The organism is Halapricum hydrolyticum, assembly GCF_025517535.1.
In the GTDB taxonomy this organism is placed as follows: Archaea; Halobacteriota; Halobacteria; order Halobacteriales; family Haloarculaceae; genus Halapricum; species Halapricum hydrolyticum.
This window is the reverse complement of sequence record NZ_JAOPKC010000018.1, coordinates 1-18999: the sequence shown is the minus strand read 5'-3', so window position 1 is coordinate 18999 and position 18999 is coordinate 1. Positions and strand designations below refer to the sequence as shown.

Sequence of the window (18999 nt, the reverse complement as noted above, 5' to 3'; positions counted from 1 at the left end):
TATGGTCGAAAACCCCCTGACCACCCTGACCACCCTGACCACTGGTCTGCGGCAAAACACAGTCTGTCTAAATCGACTGACAGTCTTGGCTACGTGCGTGCACCAAAGGAGGCGGTCGGCATGACCGAAGCGAGCTATGAAGAGTCATTCGCTGGCGGTGCCGTAACAATCCGCCTCGAAGTGGTGGCAACGAACACGTTTGATATCACCGTCCGGCACGACGGCACCGATCTTGACATACGGCGCTATCAGCGAGTCTTTGATTCGGGCCAGTATCCACGCCAACAGCGGGCGACTGTGGCGAACTGGATTCGGGACGAATTGTCAAAGGAGGCAGAGACGCTAAACCCGGACGCTATCCGCGAAGATGTGCACGACTGGCTGCAGGAACTCAAGAAGCAACTTGACGACGTGCACTTGGTCGGTCCGGACGCGAAAGAGATTATCGAGGGGACGCATACGCCGGTTGAAATCCGCCCGGCACCGGACGAAAACACAACGCTGCACGTCACGCTGGATTTTCGTGGTCAGACGGGCGATCTACAGTTTGACGTGGGTGTGTTGGTCAATGACGCCGCTGGCGAGTTGATGAACAAGATTGCCCACAATTTCTACGGCGAACGGGCGGAAGTCACAAGCGACGACTGGGAAGCGATAGCCGATTACTGGGCCGACCACAAAGAAGTCACTGCGGAAGTCGAACAGTCGGGGCAAGACGTGATTGCCGAGCGGTTCTTGGACTTCTTGGCTGATTCAATCCAGCCAACGCCGAACAGAGACGACATTGAGAACTCCCCACGAACAGCGTGGGTTGACAGCGACGGCGAAGGGGCAACCGGCACCCGCCTGGATATAGAGCCTGGTATGCCTGTCGTGTGGGTCACAGACGATTTCTTCCTCGATCAAATGGAAGCGGTGAGTCTGACGCTGGCAGACAAGTCAGAGTTGGTCAAGAAACTCAAGTCGTCGGGTGTGCTGCACGGTCAGATTCGGCCACGGTCATGGACAGACAACGGACGCCTTCGCGTGTGGGCTTTCAAGCCTGCAGCGGTGGGGATTGATCCGGACGATAGCCACCCTGGAAGTGAAGCAGCCACGTCAGAGGTGAAACCATGACTGAAGTGCTGAAGATTGACGGCTCACCCGGTGCAGGGAAGACGACGACTCTCAAGCGGAAACTCCGGGAAGAGAAGCGAAAGGGTGTCGGTCCAACAGGGTTCTGGTGGCTGAATTTCACGACATCCGGCAGAGCGGACGTGAAGCCAGAGTTAGTTGATGTGTTTCCGGAAGACGACGATGTGAAAAAGCGCGCGAAGACGGTGCACGGACTGGCGTTGTCGCTCTGCCTTCGCCACGACGTGATAGATGGCGATATTGACGATGTGGTGATTCAACAGGGTGGGTTCAAGGACGATGAAACCGATCCGTTCCAAGAGTTTTGCGACCGGCACGCTATGGGGTACGATCCGGACACCGCGAATCCTCGAAAGTTGCTTTCCGGTGAGAAACAGACCGAACAGACCGGAAACAAACTGTTCGCTATCAATGACTACCTGCGGCAGACATTCAAGCCGCCAGAACAGTGGCGGACAGCTCCGGTTGATATCCGAATCCCGGGCGACCGTGTTGAAACACTGCTGGAAGAGTGGGACAGTTTCAAGCGAACCGCCTTCGATGATCGGCTATTCGAGCACGGTGACTATCTGCAGGAAGCGATAGAGCGGAACTTAGTGCCGAATGTGGATGTGCTGTTGATCGACGAGTTCCAAGACTTGGCTCCGATTGAGTACAAACTGTTCAAGCAGTGGCGTGGTTCGGGCCAGATGAAGCGAATCTACATTAGCGGTGATCCGAACCAGTCTATCTATTCGTTTCGTGGCGGGACACCGCTGTACTTTGAAGAGACGGACGTAGCAGAGACAGAGACGTTGAAAGAGTCCTATCGGTGTCCGGAAGAGGTAGCACAGATAGCCCGGCAGATATTGGACAGCCACCCACAGACGGACGGCAGAGGCTTCAGTGGCAAAGACGACGGTGGCACGGTTGAATGGCTGGATGTACGGGATCGGTTCGGCCTTCGAGACGCCGTGATAGAGACAGCAAGCCAGTACGACCGGACGCCTTCAGTCATGTTGCTCACCCGGACGAACTACCACCTTCGCCGGGTGATGAATGTGCTGCAGGGGACTGGCGTACCGTTTGAAACTCTCGGCAAGCGTCAGGGGCTATGGGACGATGAAATGGGCCAATATCTCGCCTTCCTCGAATCTTGGCGAAACGACCGCCAGCAGTTTGCGAAGTCAAACGTCCGGCAAGTGCTCAAGGCCCTACCGGACGGCCAGGAACGAACGAAACAGTTGGGCAACGGTATGGGTGGGTTGATCGGTGCTGAAGCGGTCAGACCGGCCTTTGAGGACTTGACGCCACTGGAAACAGCACAACGGCTTGATATCCCACAGTGGAAGCTCACGGCCTTGGTGAATGCCCTCGAAGCGCCCGCGAGTCTGACGCCAGAGGAAGTCCGTGTTGGGACATTCCACACGGCGAAAGGGCTTGAGGCACCGGCAGTCTACCTATTCGCCAGTACGAGCACGCGAAGTGTGCAGCGGTATCACCGGAACGACGACCACGCGGCAGAGGAACACCGGACCTACTACGTCGGGGCAACGCGAGCCAGCGAAGAACTGCACATCATTGAGACATTCTTTGACGGGCCGATTGCCCCACCGATTGAATACATCAAACGTCGGGTGATAGCATGACTCTGAAAATAGTCGAGGGTGCCTATCCGTTCGTTCTCACCGGCTTTGAGTCGTGGGTGACGTGGGAGTACATTGATGGACGGAAGCAACCCTTCAGCCCGTGGTCTGACGCCGAGAATGAGTACAGTTGGTCCGATCCGGAGAACTTCACCGACTATGAGACGGCAAAGAAGTGGGGAGATATGCACCCGGAACTGGAAGGCGTTGGCTTTGTCGTGCAGCGACAGGGTGACGCCTATCAAGAGCCAGCCGATCCGGTTTTCTTGGTGGATCTAGACGACGTGGTTGATACAGAGACGGGTGAAGTCCACCCATTCGCGCTAATGCTGGTTGACCGGATGGACAGCTACGCCGATCTCTCTGTGTCCGGTAGTGGTATCCACATCTATGGCGTTGGGGAACTGCCGGACGGCGTGAAGACGATTCAAGACGACCTGCCAGCACATCCAGACTTCCCGAACGCCGAGATAGAAGTGTACGACGGCAAGCGATTTACGGCAGTCACCGGCACATGGCTGAATCGTAGCAATCGGGAAGTCACAGAGTGCGACTACTGGATTCGCCGTCTTTCACGCCGGTTTACCACGACAACACCCACGAACAACACACCCATAGAGACGCCGGATATTGACAACAGCGAATTTGACGATGTTGAGACGACAGACGATATTGACGAACTCTCGAAGGCAATCCAGAGTGTGGGTGAATCGGATCTTAGGCTGAAATCGACTGAAACGCGCGAGCGGGACAGCGGCGTTATTGACTATGATCCGGCGTATCGGAAGAGCGAATCAGGGACCGGACTAGCGTGGCTACCGGATAATGAAATCTGGATGGATCGGGACGGCGAGCACTACATGGACGCTCTGGCGCTTGTGGCAGTTGAAGAGCGGATAATTACCAGTCCGTCAGACTACCCCAGTGGAGAAGACTACTGGAAAGCGGTGCAGCGCCTTCGAGAACGCGGCGCGAGTATCCCACGGTATGAAGAAAAGCCTGCAGACCTGCACGGTCTGTATGCTAAGGCAGAGAGCGACGACGAAGAACGCGAGCAATTCCTGAAGGCGCTGCAGGTATAGCCACGCGGCAGTCTGCTTTCTCCGGACGAATCTCGAAGGAATTATACACCCCGACTGTGCATTTGCCGGTGCCACCCTCGCGTGGCTATCCCCCACGAACCGATCCTTTCCCCCGTTCCCCTACCAGATTGCTTTTGCGTATCCACGTTGTTGACTGGCCTATGAGCGATTCGGACGGGCCGAAACAGGTTGACGATCCAGAGTACCACAGCGTCAACCATACTGCGGTGCAGACGTGTGGGTGGACGGATAATGCACTTGTATCGAATGATCGTTGCTATAAATACGCGTTTTACGGCATCGAGAGCCACCGCTGCATGCAGATGACGCCGGTTGTCAAGTGCAACGAGCGCTGCGTGTTCTGCTGGCGCGATCACGCCGGCCACGCATACGAACTCGGTGACGTCGAGTGGGACGATCCCGCGGCGGTCGCCGACGCCACGATCGAACTCCAGCGGAAGCTCCTGTCGGGCTACGGCGGCCACGACGACGTCCCGCGGGAAGTCTTCGAGCAGGCGATGGAGCCGCGTCACGTCGCCATATCGCTCGATGGCGAACCCACCCTCTACCCGCACCTGCCGGAACTCATCGAGGAGTTTCACGACCGGGATATCACGACGTTCCTGGTCTCGAACGGCACGAAACCGGAGATGCTCGAACGGTGTGACCCCACCCAACTGTACGTCTCTGTCGATGCGCCCGACCGCAAGACCTTCGAGGAGACTGTCAAGCCCGCCGAGGACGATCTCTGGGAGCGGCTGATCGAGACGCTGGACGTGCTCGCCGGGAAAGACGACACCCGGACGGTGATCCGGACGACCCTCGTGGGCGGCGAGAACGACTCCCGTCCCGCGTGGTACGCCGCGATGGTCGACCGCGCCGACGCCGACTTTCTCGAACTGAAAGCCTACATGCACGTCGGCCATTCCCGGAGTCGTCTCGATCGCTCGTCGATGCTCGATCACGACGATGTCGTCGCGTTCGCACGCGAGGTCCGCGGGTTCCTGCCCGAACACGACCACCTCGTGGACGTGCCTGACTCCCGGGTTGCCATGCTCGCGACCGACTCGGACACCTGGGTCCCGAAACTGCAGAAGGACAGCGACTTCTGGGCGGGCGATCCGCTCGCCGAATCCTCACAGTGACGCTCGCCTCTCGGGGATCCAGTGTCCACCCGATGATCCGGTGCTCGCCCGGCGTATCTTCACGGTTCTCCATTCCAATTTTGGGACGCGTACAATAGTCGGTATGCTTATCAGCCAGGATATCCCAGTTTCGGGTATGGAACTGTCGGGACGGGTGATCGGGTACGACGAACTCCGGACGCTGAAAGTGCTGGCTCTGGCCGGCGCACTCGACGGCGAGGCGAAAGTCTCCTGTGCGGGCCTGTCCGGCAAGCTCGACGTGTCGAATCAGACGGCTTCACGACGTCTCCAGAGCCTCGAAGACGCCGGCATGCTCGAGCGCGAGATCGTCAGCGACGGACAGTGGGTGTCGGTGACTCGCGAGGGCGAGGCCCTCCTCCAGCGGGAGTACGCTCACTACCAGCGGATCTTCGAGTCACAGGTCGGTGTGACGCTGACGGGGCGGCTGACCAGCGGGATGCACGAGGGCGGCCACTACATCACGCTGCCGGGATACATGCGCCAGTTCGAACAGAAGCTCGGTTACGAGCCGTACGCGGGGACACTGAACGTCGACCTCGACGTCGAGAGCGTTCGCGCACGGGCGCGGATGGATGCACTCGATCCGATCGAGATCGAGGGCTGGGAAGACGACGAACGCACCTACGGACCGGCCTACTGCTACCCGGCGACCATCGAGTTCGAGGCGGGAACGTACGACGGTGCCCACGTCATCGCGCCCGAGCGAACGCATCACGGCGACGACCAGCTCGAACTGATCGCACCGGAGAAACTGCGCGACCGGTTCGACGCCGACGACGGCGACCACCTCACGATCCATGTCCACGAGTAACGATACCACCGGCGGAGCGACCAGTATCGACCAGGCGATCGCAGCGTTCCGCGAGGGCGAACCGGTACTCGTCCACGACGCTGCCGACAGGGAAGGTGAGACCGACATGGTCTATCCCGCCGGTGCGGTTGATTCCGATGCCGTCGCTCGGATGCGAAACGACGCCGGCGGGCTGATCTGCGTCGCCCTCTCGGATGGGGTCGCCGAGGCGTTCGACCTGCCGTTCTCGCAGGACCTCATCGACCACCCGACCGCCGCGGATCACGAGCTGGGCTACGACGAGCGGTCGTCGTTCTCGCTGACGGTCAACCACCGGGACACCTACACCGGGATCACCGACGAGGACCGCGCGCTGACGATCACCGAACTGGCCGAGGCCGCCGCCGACCCCGGACGCTTCGACTTCGCCGAGAACTTCCGATCGCCGGGGCACGTCCACCTGCTGCGGGCCGCGCCCGAACTGCTCGATGACCGCAAGGGCCACACCGAACTCGGACTCGCACTCGCCGAGGCCGCCGATCTCCCGCCGGCGGTCGTCGTCTGCGAGATGCTCGACGACGAGACCGGCCGCGCTCTCTCGCCAGCGGACGCCCGGGCCTACGCCACCGGGCACGACCTCGTCTACGTCGAAGGTCGTGATCTGATCGAACGGCTTGGATAACGCCGCGTCACTGCGGCTACAGCGCGGAAGCCATCTAGTATCACTCCGGCGAGACCGCCGTCTCACACTCCGAACACTCGGCGAGAATGCGCGGCCAGCCCTCCCGCGGGACGTACCGAATCAGCAGGTTCTCCCGCGGAACTGTCGCCTGACAGTCCGGACACTCTCCGAGCGGGAGGTCGTTATTCCCGCGGTCACCGGTCCTATCCATGCCACGCAGTAGTTTCTTCGTGTGTATTGTTATCGACTTCTTACCGACGTCGAGACCGATGGGACGATCCGCTTGTCGTCGGTCGGAATGATGTAAAATATGTTCTTTCTGAACAGTCTCCGGGAACAGTCGGCCGGCAGTCTCTTTCCGCCGGCGCTCGTGGGTCGGGCATGTCCGTCGAGACGATTGTCGTCACTGGCGGCAGCGGCACGATCGGCCGGGCCGCGCTGGCGGCACTGAACGAGCACGGCTACCACACGGTCAACTGCAACCGCGGGGAGCCCGAGGGCAGCCCCGAGGCCGACTACCGACGGGTGAACCTCACTGATTTCGACGCGGTCTCGGCGGCGCTTTCGACGGTCGACCCCGACGCGGTCGTTCACCTCGGGATGATCCCGACGCCCGACCACGAGCCGGGACACGCCGTCTTCGAGAGCAACGCGATGAGCACCTACCACGTCCTCGATACGGCCCAGGAACTGGGCGTCGAGACGGTCGTGCTGGCGTCGAGTCTGAGCGCGATGGGCGCGGGCTTCGAACCCGACCTGATCTCGCCTCCGTATCTGCCGATCGACGAATCAGTCCCGCTCGAACCGTCCAATGCCTACGGAATGGGCAAGCAGGCCCTGGAACTGGTCGCCGACGGGTTCGGCCGACGCGACGGCTCGCCGAGGACGATCACCTCGCTGCGCTTCCCGTGGGTGACTGACCGCGAGACGCAACGAGAGACCTTCCTCGAGGCCGACCGTCGCCTGCCGGGGATCGAGGCGGCGGGTCGGATGCACGCCGATCACAACACTCTCTTTTCGTATCTCGACATCGACGACGCCGTCCGCGCGATCCGGCTGGCCGTCGAGGCCGACTTCACGGGCCACGAATCGGTCTTCCTGTCGGCCCCTGACACGAGTTGCGAGACGCCGACCGCCGAAGTCGTCGCCGAGCGCTATCCAGATGTCGACCTGCGGGCGGAGTTTGCGGGCCACGAGTCGCTGATCGAGACGGACAAGGCGGCCGAATTGCTGGACTGGGTGCCCCGCCACTCCTGGCGCGACCTGTAGGCCGTGACGCCCGATGTACTTCGGAGAGTTCCTCTCGGACGGAGACCGTGAACGTTCTTAACGGTCCCCCTCTTTGGGGGACGTATGCACGCCGATAGCACGACGGATGGAGGGTCGACCGATGAGTGACCGACCGGAGATGTTCGAGGGGGTCGAGGAGATCTGGCTCGACGGCGAGTTCGTGGACTTCGAGGACGCGCAGATCCACGTCCTGACCCACGCGCTGCACTACGGGACGGGCGTCTTCGAGGGCGTCCGCTGTTACGACACCGATCAGGGGCCGGCGATCTTCCGCTGGGAGGAACACCTCGATCGCCTGTACAACTCTGCGAAGGTCTACGACATCGACATCCCCTACACGAAAGCCGAACTCGACGAGGCCACGCGCGAACTCATCGACCGTGAGGATCTGCAGTCGGGTTACATCCGGCCGATCGCCTTCTACGGGTACGGACCGCTGGGACTGAACCCCCAGGCGTCGCCCGTGCAGGTCGCGCTCGCCGTCTGGCCATGGGGCGCGTACCTGGGCGAGGAGGCCCTCGAAGAGGGCGTCGACGTGGCGGTCTCCTCGTGGCGGAAGTACTCCTCGAGTCAGATCCCGACCAACGCCAAGACCACGGGAACGTACGTCAACAGCGTGCTGGCCAGCCTCGAGGCCAAGGGCAACGGTTACGAGGAGGCGATCGTCCTCAACAAGGAGGGCAACGTCGCCGAGGGCCCCGGCGAGAACCTCTTTCTGGTCCGGGACGGCGAGATCTACACGACGGGTCTCGCCGAGTCGATCCTCGACGGGATCACTCGCCGGACCGTGATCGAACTCGCGGAGGAGCTTGGCTATACCGTCCACGACGACGCGACGATCTCTCGGGGCGAGCTGTACACCGCCGACGAACTGTTCTTCTCCGGGACGGCGGCGGAGATCACGCCGATCCGGACGGTCGACGACAACGAGATCGGTGCCGGGACGAAAGGCCCGGTCACCGACGAGATCCAGACGCGCTTCTTCGAGGTCGTCGAGGACGGGCAGCCTGAAGGCTGGTTCACGTTCGTCTGACGAATCGCTGATCAACTGCCACACGCTCGTCTCGACTGATTGACTGGCTGGCACGCTGTGAGTGCCGGATTGCTCACCGCCTACTCCGATTGCTTGTCGTTCACTCTCTCGACGGGGATGTCCAGCGAGACTTCGTTGTCGCTGGACTCGCCGAACCCGGCACTGAGAACCCGCGTCAGCGCGTCTTCGACGCTCTCGTCGAGTTCCTCGTACTCGTCGGGTTCGACCTCGATGACGAATCCGGTCGTGATGTTCGGTGCGGTCGGCAGAAAGAGAAGCTCGCGCCCGTCGGACGCGAGCTGGCCCGTCTTGAACGCAGTCATCCGCATCCCGTTCCAGGTTTCGACCTTGACCGGAGCTTGTAATTCGTCTGTTCCTCCCACGGCCGTTTCGACGGCCATCTTCGAGGCGTTGTAGATGACGCGCAGCCCCGGCAGATGGTTCATCAGGTCGTCCAGTCCGGCTTCGAGAAGCGATCCGACGGCCGTCCGCATGAGGTAACCGATCGCGAACACCAGCAGTATGAACACGACGATCGTCAGCAGAACCTGCAGTGGTTCCGACTCGACCACCCCCTGGAGCGGGACCTGCTTGATCCGGTTGTATAGCCAGGTGAGTACGAATATCGTCACCAGCAACGGAAAGAGGACGATCAGGCCGCTGGCGAAATCGCGTTTCCACGTTGCCGACATTGTGCTAACCCATGGGCGTGTGCGTAATGATACTGTCGCCTGTCGTTCGCGCTCCACGGTCGATCGACGTCGATCCAGACGTGAGGCGCGCCTTGGGAACTGACTGCTCTGCGCCGGCACTACGCATATCCGGCTGGCGGGTGATGTACTGGCATGTTCGGCGTACCGATCGCGGCTATCACTGTCGAATCGATCCTCGAATCGTTTCGAGCCGACCTGGCTGGCGCGATCCCGCGAGTAATTTCGGGACTGCTCTTTCTCGTGATCGCTTACCTCGGTATCAAGATCGCGACGGCCGTCCTGCGGTCGGTGATCGGCCAGGTCTACGGCGGACAGGCGCTGATCGCCGATCTGTTCGTGCTGATCGTCGTGGTGTTCCTGTGGTTCGGGGCCGGACTGACGTTTTTGAGTATCCTCGGGCTTGGCGCGATTGCCGCCAGCCTCGGTACCGCGGCCGGGTTCATCGCGCTGGGCGTCTCGTATGCGCTGTCGAACATGATCGCCGACACGGTCGCTGGCGTGTACCTGCTGCGGGATCCAGACTTCAACCCCGGCGACACGGTTACGACTGAATCCGTGACCGGGACAGTCGAATCTATCGGGCTACGCAAGAGTCGGCTCCGACTGGACAGCGGCGAACTGGTCGTGCTCGCGAACCGCAACGTCGAGTCGCGGTGGACCTGGCAGTCCTCGCCGGAGTGAGACTGCTGGCGGCGAGAACAGTAGGTTTATCAGGCGCACGGAGCCAAGTTCCAGCAAGATTACTTTCGAGATGACATCGAACAATCAACCGGAGGTGAACATCGGACTCGTCGGCCACGTCGACCACGGGAAGACGACCCTGGTCGAGGCCCTCTCAGGAGAGTGGACGGACCAGCACTCCGAGGAGATGAAACGCGGTATCTCTATCCGTCTGGGCTACGCCGACGCGACGTTCCGGCAGTGCCCCGAGTGCGACGATCAGTCGGCATACACGGTCGAAAAGGAGTGTGACGAACACGGCGTCGAGACCGAGCACTTGCGGACGGTCTCCTTTGTCGACGCCCCGGGACACGAGACGCTGATGGCGACGATGCTGTCGGGTGCGGCGATCATGGACGGCGCGGTCCTGGTCATCTCGGCAACCGAGGACGTTCCCCAGGCCCAGACCGAAGAGCACCTGATGGCGCTCGACATCATCGGGATCGAGAACATCGTCATCGCCCAGAACAAGATCGACCTCGTCGACGCCGAGCGTGCCCGCGAGAACTACGAACAGATCCAGGAGTTCGTCGAGGGCACGGTCGCGGAGGGTGCGCCGATCGTCCCGATCAGCGCTCAGGCCGGCGCGAACGTCGACCTGCTGATCGAGACCGTCGAGGAACACATCCCGACGCCGGAACGTGATCCCGACGCCGATCCCGAGATGCTGGTCGCCCGGAGTTTCGACATCAATCGGCCGGGGACGACCTGGGAATCGCTTCTTGGCGGCGTGCTCGGCGGCAGTCTTGCCCAGGGACGGCTCGAACCGGGCGACGAGATCGAACTCCGGCCCGGCCGTGAGGTCGAGGAAGGCGGCCAGAGCGAGTGGGAACCGGTCACGGCGACGATCCGTTCGTTGCAGGCCGGCGGCCAGAGCGTCGAAGAAGCGACGCCAGGCGGCTTGCTGGGTGTCGGGACCGGCCTCGACCCGTCGTTGACGAAGGGCGACGGACTCGCCGGACAGATCGCCGGTCCACCCGGAACGCTACCGCCGGTCCACCAGCAGTTCACGATGGACGTTCAGCTGCTCGATCGGATCGTCGGCGACGAGGCCGACGAGGTCGAACCCATCTCGACCAACGAGCCACTCATGTTGACCGTCGGAACCGCTACGACTGTCGGCACGGTCACCAGTGCTCGCGACGAGGAAGCCGAAGTCGCGCTCAAGCGCCCGGTGTGTGCTCGCGAGGGCGCCAAGATCGCGATCAACCGACGCGTCGGCACTCGCTGGCGGCTGATCGGCATCGGAACCCTGCGGGAATGACAGTCGTCCTCGACACCAACGCGCTGATGATGCCCGTCGAATGTGATGTCCGCGTGTTCGAGGAACTGCAGCGGCTGCTCGGATCCGTCGATCCGATCGTCCCCGCGCAGGTGCTCGCGGAGCTTGAGTCGCTGTCCGGCGGCGCGAGCGAGGAGGCGACGGCCGCAAGCGTCGGCCTCGACCTGGCCGATCGCTGCCGGATGGTCGAGGCAGCGCCGGACTACGCCGACGACGCCGTGCTGGCGGTCGCACAGCGCGAGGGTGTCGAGTACGCCCTGACGAACGACAGACCGTTGCAGGAACGTCTGCTCGCTGCTGGCGTTCCGGTAATTAGTTTACGCGGCGAGCACAAACTCGCTATCACTCACCCATAACATATGTACAAACGTGCACGACTCCGCGACACGGTCGAGGTTCCCCCCGAACACCTCGCAGACGTGTCTCCAGAACTGATCAAGAAACTATTGCAAGACAAACTCGAAGGTCGCATGGACGAAGACGTCGGCTCGGTCGTCTCGGTGATCGAGGTCCACGACATCGGCGAAGGGTCGGTACTGCCCAACCAGCCCGGCGTCTACTACGAGGCCGAGTTCGACGCGCTGACCTTCGATCCCCAGATGCAGGAGATCGTCGACGGCGAGGTCGTCGAGGTCGTCAACTTCGGCGCGTTCGTCGGGATCGGTCCCGTCGACGGACTCTTGCACGTCAGCCAGATCTCCGACGAGTACCTTGCCTACGACGAGGAAGGGCAGATGCTGGCCTCTCGCGACTCCAACCGGACGCTCGGTGTCGGCGACGCCGTCCGCGCCCGGATCGTCACCAAGTCCATCGACGAGCGCAACCCTCGCGACAGCAAGATCGGGCTCACCGCAAAGCAGGTCGGACTGGGCAAGCACGGCTGGCTCGAAGAGGAACGGAAGGCACGCGAGGCCCAGGCGGGTGAGAACTGATGGCGACTCGGCTGGTCTGTCGAGAGTGTCATCGCGTTCAGGACTCGGATATTTCCGAGGAAGACGCCTGCCAGGCCTGCGGATCGACCTCGCTGACGGAAGACTGGGCCGGCTACGTCGTCATCGCACATCCCGAGGAATCCGAAATCGCCGGCGAGATGCAGATCACCGAGCCCGGCAGGTACGCACTGAAGGTTCGTTAACGTGCCCGGGGACGTCGTGCTCGAACTCCCGGTGGACCTTCGGAGCGAACTGAAAACGCCGCTGGGACCGGTCTATACCGACGCTGAACGTCTGTTAGCCGATGCGACGACCCCGATCGTCGCGGTCGGCGATATCGTCACGTATCACCTCCTCGAGGCCGGCCACACGCCAGCCGTTGCGCTCGTCGACGAGCGGACCGAACGCGAAACCGTCGAACAGGACGTCAAAGCGGCAGTCGTCGGCGATAACGGCCCGACTGCGTTCGACAGTCGGCATACTGCGACCAATCCCGCAGGGACGCTGACCGCGGATCTCCTGTCGACGCTCCGGCGGGCGATCGATGCCGACGAATCGACGCTCGTGGTCGTCGACGGTGAGGAGGATCTGGCGACGCTGCCGGCGATCCTGGCCGTCCCCGACGGCGCGAGCGTCGTCTACGGCCAGCCCGGCGAAGGGATGGTGCTCGTCACCGCCGGTCCGGAGACCCGAGATCACGCCCGATCGCTGCTGGAACGGATGCACGGCGAGTACGGTCGTGCCCGCGACGCGCTCGCTCTTCGGTGACTCGGCGACCGATTCATCACCGCAGAACCGAAATGTACCTGACCAGCGACCGGTGAACCCGTCGCTCGAACGTCGCCTCGACCGTCCAGCCGACGCGCTCGGCGGCCCCAGCCCAGGAGCGATCGCCGACAACGACACCACGAGTGGCGACCCGGCGTGCCTCGGCCAGCGCGTCGGCGACGAGGTCGTCGAGGTCGCCCTCGATCTTCGACTGACGACCGTACGGCGCGTCGAAGACCACGCCGTCGATGCTGTCGTCGGCCAGCGGGACGCGCCCCGCGTCTCCCCGGTAAAGGTGCCACGGACCCGCGAGCAGCGCGCGGAGGTTCTCTCGGGTTCCGCGGACCATCTTCGCCTGGACGTCGCCGCCGATCGGCGTCGCATCGACCCGACCCGCCTCCAGCAGGAGCCCGCCGGTCCCGCACATCGGGTCGAGGATCGTCGTGTCCGGGCCCGCGCCGACGAGGTTGACGATCGCGCGCGCCAGCGCCGGCTCCATGCTCCCGGGCTGGAAGAACGGCCGATCTGTCGGCTGGCGGTCGGCGAAATCGCGGTCGGTCTCGGCGACGAGCCAGCCCAGCGCGCAGACGCCGTCGTCCGGGTCGATTACGTCCTGCCCGCCAGTCGGCGACGCGCCGCCGGATTCGACCGCACTCGCCCCGTCGCGTCCGGCGAACAGCGCTTGCAAGACGTGATCGGGATCGTCCAGGTCGACCGTGAAGCCGCGCTCGACCAGCACGTCGCCGAGTGCACGCTCGGCGGCCTGCGTGTCGATCCCGGTCGTCGAGCGGACGTCTCGCGCGCGCACTGCGACTGTCCCCGTCCTGTCGATACCCGCCGCGGTGAGCAGCGCGACCGCACTCTCGATAGTGACGCCGGTCAGGCCGATCAACTCGGCCGCCCGATGGGTGAACGCGAGCGTTTCGAAGCCCGCCTCGAGCCCGCGCGCCGTCGCCAGTCCCGCGGCGATCGGCGTCACGTCACTCGCAGCTGTGGCTGCCTCGGCGACGGCGAACCCGTCGTCCTGTCCGGCGAGTTCGAGGACGTACACATCGGGACAACTGCCCGAGACGAGTATAAACGACCCGATCGCGGCCGCGTCTCGTCCGTGAGGATCGACTACCCTCGCTTATAAACATTAAATACCAACCTTTATAAGCCTTAAATACGACTGTTAGCCCGAGACATGGTTGACCCCAAGGAAACCATCAACATCGAAAACGTCGTTGCCTCGACGGGTATTGGCCAGGAACTCGACCTCCAGAGCGTGGCCATGGATCTCGAGGGGGCGGATTACGATCCCGAGCAGTTCCCGGGGCTCGTTTACCGGACCCAGGAACCCAAATCCGCGGCGCTGATCTTCCGGTCGGGCAAGATCGTCTGTACGGGGGCGAAAAGTACCGACGACGTCCACGAGAGCCTGCGGATCGTCTTCGACAAACTGCGTGACCTGGAGATTCAGGTCGACGAGGACCCCGAGATCGTCGTCCAGAACATCGTCACGTCCGCGGACCTCGGTCGCAACCTCAACCTCAACGCGATTGCGATCGGGCTGGGACTGGAGAACATCGAGTACGAGCCCGAGCAGTTCCCCGGCCTCGTCTACCGTCTCGAGGAACCTGACGTCGTCGCGCTTCTTTTCGGGTCCGGGAAACTCGTCATCACTGGCGGCAAGGAACCCAAAGACGCCGAGAAAGCAGTCGACAAGATCGTCTCTCGACTCGAAGAGCTCGGTCTGCTCGAATAGCGTTCGGTCACGACACGTGAAGCCATGTGGGTCTCTGTGACGAACGCGGTCGCTCCGTCCGCGCTGTCGGGATCGCACGCTCTTCAGGCGGCCCCGATCGGTCGCGGTCTCTTTGCACTTCTCGTGGCGTTCGTAGTTGCGACGCTGTTCTACGCCGTCACGCTGCATCTCGCAGCGACCTTTTTCATCGGGACAGTGCCGACACAGAAGGCTGCCGCTGTCGCTCCCGCTCCGGCGCTCGTCTCAGTGCTGCTCGGCCGGTACGGACTCGAGAGTGTGGGGTTCGTCTCTCGCGGACTCGGTGTGCTGATCGTCGTCGCCGCGACGCTTTCGGCCGACGCGCTGGCGATAAGTCGCGTCTACGACCTCGACGTCGTCCCGACAGCGGTCCTGACACTGTTGCACTTCGCGTTCGCCGCTGTCCTGGGAATCGCACTGGCGAACCTGTTCGGCCTCTTGTAGCGCCGGCCCGTCGCCCGTTTCGGTTTTCCGACCTTCACGGGTTCCACAAACCCTATTAACCACGCGGTAATATAACTGAGTTGTATGGCCGAATTCGACCAGTTCAGCGACGTCGGTGAGGCGGAAGTGACGCGCGCGATCGGCCAGGAGTGGACCGAGGAGTTCATGGATTTCTCAGACAGTGACGTGATCGTCGTCGGCGGTGGGCCGTCGGGGCTGATGGCCGCGAAGGAACTCGCAGAGCGGGGCGTCCAGACGATGGTCGTCGAGAAGAACAACTACCTCGGCGGCGGGTTCTGGCTCGGCGGGTTCCTGATGAACAAGGTCACCGTCCGGGATCCGGCCCAGCAGGTGCTGGACGAACTGGCGGTCGACTACAAGCGGTCCAAAGACACCGAGGGACTGTACGTCGCAAACGGACCGGAAGCCTGTTCGGGGCTGATCAAGGCCTCGTGTGACGCCGGCGCGAAGATGCAGAACATGACCGAGTTCACGGACATCGTCATCCGCGAGGATCACAGGGTCGGGGGAATCGTCATGAACTGGACGCCCGTGCACTCGCTGCCCCGGGAGATCACCTGCGTCGATCCGATCGCCGTCGAGGCGGATCTGGTCATCGACGCGACCGGTCACGACGCCATGGCGGTCAAGAAACTCGACGAGCGCGGCGTCCTCGACGCGCCGGGCATCCAGGACGCCCAGTCGAACGCTACGGGCATGGATCAGACCGACGAGGACAGCTACGGCGCGCCCGGGCACGACTCGCCCGGGCACGACTCGATGTGGGTCGGCCAGAGCGAGGACGCGGTCGTCGAACACACCGGACTGGCCCACGACGGCCTGATCGTGACCGGGATGGCGACCGCGACGACCTACGGCCTCCCGCGGATGGGGCCGACCTTCGGCGCGATGCTCGTCTCGGGCAAGCGCGCAGCCCAAGTCGCGCTCGACGAACTCGGTGTCGACGCCCGGCCGGTCGATCTGACCAGCCAGGACGTCGCGCCCGCCGACGACTAGAACCTCAAGTTGAACTCCGCACCGACCACACCGCGCGGTACCGAGTCACTCCAGTCGCCCGGACGTGACCGAGACGAGTCCGAGCGCGGCGGTTCGATATCGCCGCTCGACCGTCCGCGCGGCGATCACCTCCTGTGCGGTGGTGATCTTCCGGTCGAGTTCCCGGGCGGGCGAACGCCCTCGCTGCCAGCCACCCGGCGAGGAGAACCGCAGAAACAGTCGAAACGCGAGGTTCAGCGGCGCTGCGACCGTGCGCTCGCTCCGGCCAGCCTCCAGGATCGCGATGCGACCGTCCGGACGGAGCACGTCGAGCCAGCGGTCGACGGTCGTCGCGGGGTCGTCGAACAGCCCGACGACGAACGATCCGAGTACGGCGTCGGCCTCCGTGACCGGCGGCCGCGCCGCGTCGCCGCGACAGACCGAGACGTTCGCCCAGCCGGCCCGCTCGATCCGCGTTCTGGCCCGATCGAGCATCCCCGGGGTGAGGTCGATCCCAACGACCCGTCCCTCGCTGCCGACGCGCTCGCGCAGGTACGGCAGGTTCGCGCCCGTCCCACAGCCCATTTCGACGACCGTATCGCCGGCCGAGAGCGACAGTTCCTCCGCAGCCATCGCTCGCCAGCCACGAACCACAGGTGCAGTTGCGAGAGGATCGTACCAGCTGGCCAACCCCTCGTAGAAATCGGTGACGCGGCTCATGTCGCTCATGTCAGACGATCTCTCGGACGATCCCGGCGACAGTCGGCGCGTCCGGACCGAGGACGTACACGACCGGCTCGACGCCGAATCCGCCGGTCTGGTAGAGCACGTCCGCGTCGGGTTCGTCGGATAGCGCCTCGCTGATCGCCGTCTCGGCCTCGCGCTCGGCGTCGAACTGCGCGGTCGTCAGTCCCTGTGCTTCGAGTTGTTCGACCGTCTCGGGCGTGTACCCGACGTTCAGCGCCGCGCGGGCGTCGCTTCCGGCCGCTCGGGCGGCAAGCAACACGCCCGCGACGTGCTCGCTGACGCCGAACTCCGGCTTGCCCGGGACGTGTGCCCGCCCTTTCAGGTCGAGGATCCGGCCCGGTACGGCGGCCACGTCGTCGATTCCGTTCGCGTCCGGGAGACACTCCACGAGGTTCGACCCCACTGCCGGGATCAACCTCGCGAATCCGCTCGTGTTTTCGAGGACGCGCAACCCGCGCCGCAACGACGAGCGGACCTGTTCGGTCTGCCGGAGCTGACTCTCGGGGTCGTGGATGTCGAACTCGTCCTCGTACTCGGCCAGCGGCGGAAACGCCTCCTCGTGCAGCTTCGATAGCAGGTCCCCGCGCTCGAGTCGCCGGACGAACACTTCCGCCTCGACCAGCGCCTGGACGGGTGTCATCTCGCCGGCGGCCAGCCCGTCGGCCAGCTGCTCGACGAGCTCCGCCAGACGGTCGTCCGCGAGCAGCCGCTCGTTGCGCTCGACCTCGCCGTGGACGTACTTCGAGACGGCGCTCTGGCTGATCCCCAGCAGGTCTGCGACCTCGCTCTGGGTCAACCCACGCTCGCGTAGCGCCTCCGCCAGCAGCGATCTGAACGTCGGGAGGAACTCCTCGACGACGACTTCTTCGATGAAGCGCACTACTGGCTCCCTCCGTTGATCGATCGCTCGCAGTGCTCGCGCCCGTTCATTGGTCGCCTCCGAACTCCACGTCGCTTCTCGACGACAGACTCGCGAGACGAGACTCGCCTCATTGGTCGCCTCCGAACTCCCGATCCCCCTGTATCTTCGACGCCTGCGGCCCCTTCTGGTCCTGGTACTTCGATCCCCGCTCCTCGCCGTATGGCCGCTCGGCCGGCGTCTTCAGCTCGGTGAACGTCAGCTGCGAGATCCGCATCCCGGGCGAGAGTGCTACCGGAGCAGTCCCGAGATTCGACAGTTCGAGGGTGATCTTGCCCTCGAATCCGGGATCGCACAGGCCGGCTGTGGCATGCACCACGATCGCCAGCCGGCCCAGCGACGATCGCCCCTCGACGTGCGCGATCAGATCCGGCGGGATCTCGACGCGCTCGTATGTCGTTCCGAGCACGAAATCACCCGGGTGGAGGATGAACTCCTTGCCCTCCTCGACGACAGTCTCCTCGACGTATTCTTCGACTTCCTGTTCGCTGTTGGGGTGAATGCTGGGGATGTTCGTTCGCTGGAACTCCAGGAACTCCCGCCCCAGGCGGAGATCGACGCTGGCGGGCTGGATCTGAATGTCCGGATCATCCAGCGGTTCGATCACCAGATCGCCGTCTTCCAGACGTCGCAGAATGTCCGCATCCGAGAGGATCATACGCGTATTCCGAGCCCCGGCAGTCTAAAGGTTCCCGTTCTCGGGAACGCGGGGCGAGGATCCTGCTGTCACGTCGCTCGTATTGTCGGCCGTGTCACGCGAGCGCGAAAACGACACCCTGTCGGCTACTCTTCCTCGGGGAAGGCAGCCTCCTCGGATCCGGGTCCGGTGGGGAAGTAGAATTCGTGTTCGGATTCGGTTTCGAAGCGGTCGAGGACTTCTCGGAGGGGGCGGGCGTAGCGGGAGAGGTCTT

Annotated in this window: 23 protein-coding genes; 17 read left to right on the top strand and 6 right to left on the bottom strand. The window is 63.2% G+C overall.

The window, feature by feature from the left end; all coding sequences use genetic code 11:
• Positions 1–120 precede the first annotated feature (120 nt).
• The 6 genes from OB916_RS13040 to ribB all read left to right on the top strand — a co-directional run bounded on the left by OB916_RS13040 (position 121) and on the right by ribB (position 6479).
• Positions 121–1116, top strand: a complete 996-nt coding sequence (locus tag OB916_RS13040; protein ID WP_315909732.1) for a hypothetical protein — start codon at positions 121–123, stop codon at positions 1114–1116.
• Positions 1113–2762, top strand: coding sequence for an ATP-dependent helicase (locus OB916_RS13035; protein WP_315909731.1), 1650 nt, complete (start codon positions 1113–1115; stop codon positions 2760–2762). The genes OB916_RS13040 and OB916_RS13035 overlap by 4 nt, the downstream gene beginning before the upstream one ends.
• On the top strand, positions 2759–3841 hold the full coding sequence (locus OB916_RS13030; RefSeq protein ID WP_315909730.1) for a hypothetical protein: 1083 nt from the start codon (positions 2759–2761) through the stop codon (positions 3839–3841). Before OB916_RS13035 ends, OB916_RS13030 begins: the two co-directional genes overlap by 4 nt.
• A gap of 161 nt (positions 3842–4002) precedes the next feature.
• On the top strand, positions 4003–4986 hold the full coding sequence (gene twy1 / locus OB916_RS13025) for a 4-demethylwyosine synthase TYW1 (RefSeq protein WP_315909729.1): 984 nt from the start codon (positions 4003–4005) through the stop codon (positions 4984–4986).
• Positions 4987–5122: 136 nt separating this feature from the next.
• Positions 5123–5818, top strand: coding sequence for a DUF120 domain-containing protein (locus tag OB916_RS13020; RefSeq protein WP_315909728.1), 696 nt, complete (start codon positions 5123–5125; stop codon positions 5816–5818).
• Positions 5805–6479, top strand: coding sequence for a 3,4-dihydroxy-2-butanone-4-phosphate synthase (gene ribB / locus OB916_RS13015; protein WP_315909727.1), 675 nt, complete (start codon positions 5805–5807; stop codon positions 6477–6479). The genes OB916_RS13020 and ribB overlap by 14 nt, the downstream gene beginning before the upstream one ends.
• A 40-nt stretch (positions 6480–6519) precedes the next feature.
• On the opposite strand, the gene OB916_RS13010 is transcribed toward ribB, so the two are convergent.
• Entirely contained in the window at positions 6520–6690 is a 171-nt protein-coding gene (locus tag OB916_RS13010) for a DUF7837 family putative zinc-binding protein (RefSeq protein ID WP_315909726.1), read from the bottom strand.
• Between the two features lie 170 nt (positions 6691–6860).
• Here OB916_RS13010 and OB916_RS13005 point away from each other — a divergent pair, with 170 nt between their 5' ends.
• Positions 6861–7748, top strand: a complete 888-nt coding sequence (locus OB916_RS13005) for an NAD-dependent epimerase/dehydratase family protein (RefSeq protein ID WP_315909725.1) — start codon at positions 6861–6863, stop codon at positions 7746–7748.
• Positions 7749–7869: 121 nt separating this feature from the next.
• Positions 7870–8802: a branched-chain amino acid transaminase gene (locus OB916_RS13000; protein ID WP_315909724.1), complete on the top strand. Its 933-nt coding sequence runs from the start codon at positions 7870–7872 to the stop codon at positions 8800–8802.
• A gap of 80 nt (positions 8803–8882) precedes the next feature.
• Here OB916_RS13000 and OB916_RS12995 read toward each other — a convergent pair whose 3' ends face one another.
• Complete coding sequence (locus tag OB916_RS12995; protein ID WP_315909723.1) at positions 8883–9494, bottom strand: DUF502 domain-containing protein; 612 nt, start codon at positions 9492–9494, stop codon at positions 8883–8885.
• A gap of 153 nt (positions 9495–9647) precedes the next feature.
• Between OB916_RS12995 and OB916_RS12990 the strand changes: the two genes are divergently transcribed.
• The 6 genes from OB916_RS12990 (at position 9648) to OB916_RS12965 (ending at position 13217) form a co-directional block, all read left to right on the top strand.
• Entirely contained in the window at positions 9648–10196 is a 549-nt protein-coding gene (locus OB916_RS12990) for a mechanosensitive ion channel family protein (protein ID WP_315909722.1), read from the top strand.
• A gap of 70 nt (positions 10197–10266) precedes the next feature.
• Positions 10267–11499, top strand: a complete 1233-nt coding sequence (locus tag OB916_RS12985) for a translation initiation factor IF-2 subunit gamma (protein WP_315909721.1) — start codon at positions 10267–10269, stop codon at positions 11497–11499.
• A complete protein-coding gene (locus tag OB916_RS12980; protein WP_315909720.1) occupies positions 11496–11873 on the top strand; it encodes a PIN domain-containing protein in 378 nt (125 codons plus the stop codon). The genes OB916_RS12985 and OB916_RS12980 overlap by 4 nt, the downstream gene beginning before the upstream one ends.
• 3 nt (positions 11874–11876) lie before the next feature.
• A complete protein-coding gene (locus OB916_RS12975) occupies positions 11877–12449 on the top strand; it encodes a DNA-directed RNA polymerase (protein ID WP_315909719.1) in 573 nt (190 codons plus the stop codon).
• The gene (spt4, locus tag OB916_RS12970; RefSeq protein WP_390884087.1) at positions 12446–12652 is read left to right on the top strand and encodes a transcription elongation factor subunit Spt4; all 207 of its coding nucleotides are present in this window, start codon (positions 12446–12448) and stop codon (positions 12650–12652) included. Before OB916_RS12975 ends, spt4 begins: the two co-directional genes overlap by 4 nt.
• 1 nt (position 12653) lies before the next feature.
• Positions 12654–13217 carry a GTP-dependent dephospho-CoA kinase family protein gene (locus OB916_RS12965; RefSeq protein ID WP_315909717.1) on the top strand — a complete coding sequence of 188 codons (564 nt, stop codon included), beginning with the start codon at positions 12654–12656 and terminating at the stop codon, positions 13215–13217.
• Positions 13218–13233: 16 nt separating this feature from the next.
• Here OB916_RS12965 and OB916_RS12960 read toward each other — a convergent pair whose 3' ends face one another.
• The gene (locus tag OB916_RS12960) at positions 13234–14268 is read right to left on the bottom strand and encodes a methyltransferase domain-containing protein (RefSeq protein ID WP_315909716.1); all 1035 of its coding nucleotides are present in this window, start codon (positions 14266–14268) and stop codon (positions 13234–13236) included.
• A gap of 135 nt (positions 14269–14403) precedes the next feature.
• Between OB916_RS12960 and OB916_RS12955 the strand changes: the two genes are divergently transcribed.
• The 3 genes from OB916_RS12955 (at position 14404) to OB916_RS12945 (ending at position 16443) form a co-directional block, all read left to right on the top strand.
• Positions 14404–14964: a TATA-box-binding protein gene (locus OB916_RS12955; protein ID WP_315909715.1), complete on the top strand. Its 561-nt coding sequence runs from the start codon at positions 14404–14406 to the stop codon at positions 14962–14964.
• A 24-nt stretch (positions 14965–14988) separates the two neighbouring features.
• Complete coding sequence (locus OB916_RS12950) at positions 14989–15426, top strand: DUF7473 family protein (RefSeq protein WP_315909714.1); 438 nt, start codon at positions 14989–14991, stop codon at positions 15424–15426.
• Positions 15427–15510: 84 nt separating this feature from the next.
• Positions 15511–16443 carry a sulfide-dependent adenosine diphosphate thiazole synthase gene (locus OB916_RS12945; protein WP_315909713.1) on the top strand — a complete coding sequence of 311 codons (933 nt, stop codon included), beginning with the start codon at positions 15511–15513 and terminating at the stop codon, positions 16441–16443.
• Between the two features lie 45 nt (positions 16444–16488).
• Here the strand turns inward: OB916_RS12945 and OB916_RS12940 are convergent, their stop codons facing one another.
• The 3 genes from OB916_RS12940 to dcd all read right to left on the bottom strand — a co-directional run bounded on the left by OB916_RS12940 (position 16489) and on the right by dcd (position 18746).
• A complete protein-coding gene (locus OB916_RS12940; RefSeq protein ID WP_315909712.1) occupies positions 16489–17151 on the bottom strand; it encodes a class I SAM-dependent methyltransferase in 663 nt (220 codons plus the stop codon).
• 1 nt (position 17152) lies between these two features.
• On the bottom strand, positions 17153–18049 hold the full coding sequence (locus OB916_RS12935; RefSeq protein WP_315909711.1) for a thiamine-phosphate synthase family protein: 897 nt from the start codon (positions 18047–18049) through the stop codon (positions 17153–17155).
• A 109-nt stretch (positions 18050–18158) separates the two neighbouring features.
• Positions 18159–18746: a dCTP deaminase gene (gene dcd / locus OB916_RS12930; RefSeq protein ID WP_315909710.1), complete on the bottom strand. Its 588-nt coding sequence runs from the start codon at positions 18744–18746 to the stop codon at positions 18159–18161.
• Positions 18747–18999 lie beyond the last annotated feature (253 nt).

Bases quoted from the DNA above. Each gene is read 5' to 3' on its own strand.
- OB916_RS13030 (WP_315909730.1), top strand. From the start codon at position 2,759: ATGACTCTGAAAATAGTCGAGGGTGCCTATCCGTTCGTTCTCACCGGC.
- OB916_RS12985 (WP_315909721.1), top strand. From the start codon at position 10,267: ATGACATCGAACAATCAACCGGAGGTGAACATCGGACTCGTCGGCCAC.
- ribB (WP_315909727.1), top strand. From the start codon at position 5,805: ATGTCCACGAGTAACGATACCACCGGCGGAGCGACCAGTATCGACCAG.
- OB916_RS12950 (WP_315909714.1), top strand. From the start codon at position 14,989: ATGTGGGTCTCTGTGACGAACGCGGTCGCTCCGTCCGCGCTGTCGGGA.
- OB916_RS12945 (WP_315909713.1), top strand. From the start codon at position 15,511: ATGGCCGAATTCGACCAGTTCAGCGACGTCGGTGAGGCGGAAGTGACG.
- OB916_RS13010 (WP_315909726.1), bottom strand. From the start codon at position 6,690: ATGGATAGGACCGGTGACCGCGGGAATAACGACCTCCCGCTCGGAGAG.
- OB916_RS13005 (WP_315909725.1), top strand. From the start codon at position 6,861: ATGTCCGTCGAGACGATTGTCGTCACTGGCGGCAGCGGCACGATCGGC.
- OB916_RS12940 (WP_315909712.1), bottom strand. From the start codon at position 17,151: ATGAGCGACATGAGCCGCGTCACCGATTTCTACGAGGGGTTGGCCAGC.
- OB916_RS12980 (WP_315909720.1), top strand. From the start codon at position 11,496: ATGACAGTCGTCCTCGACACCAACGCGCTGATGATGCCCGTCGAATGT.
- OB916_RS13040 (WP_315909732.1), top strand. From the start codon at position 121: ATGACCGAAGCGAGCTATGAAGAGTCATTCGCTGGCGGTGCCGTAACA.
- OB916_RS12995 (WP_315909723.1), bottom strand. From the start codon at position 9,494: ATGTCGGCAACGTGGAAACGCGATTTCGCCAGCGGCCTGATCGTCCTC.
- OB916_RS12955 (WP_315909715.1), top strand. From the start codon at position 14,404: ATGGTTGACCCCAAGGAAACCATCAACATCGAAAACGTCGTTGCCTCG.
- dcd (WP_315909710.1), bottom strand. From the start codon at position 18,746: ATGATCCTCTCGGATGCGGACATTCTGCGACGTCTGGAAGACGGCGAT.
- twy1 (WP_315909729.1), top strand. From the start codon at position 4,003: ATGAGCGATTCGGACGGGCCGAAACAGGTTGACGATCCAGAGTACCAC.
- OB916_RS13020 (WP_315909728.1), top strand. From the start codon at position 5,123: ATGGAACTGTCGGGACGGGTGATCGGGTACGACGAACTCCGGACGCTG.
- OB916_RS12990 (WP_315909722.1), top strand. From the start codon at position 9,648: ATGTTCGGCGTACCGATCGCGGCTATCACTGTCGAATCGATCCTCGAA.
- OB916_RS13000 (WP_315909724.1), top strand. From the start codon at position 7,870: ATGAGTGACCGACCGGAGATGTTCGAGGGGGTCGAGGAGATCTGGCTC.
- OB916_RS13035 (WP_315909731.1), top strand. From the start codon at position 1,113: ATGACTGAAGTGCTGAAGATTGACGGCTCACCCGGTGCAGGGAAGACG.
- OB916_RS12975 (WP_315909719.1), top strand. From the start codon at position 11,877: ATGTACAAACGTGCACGACTCCGCGACACGGTCGAGGTTCCCCCCGAA.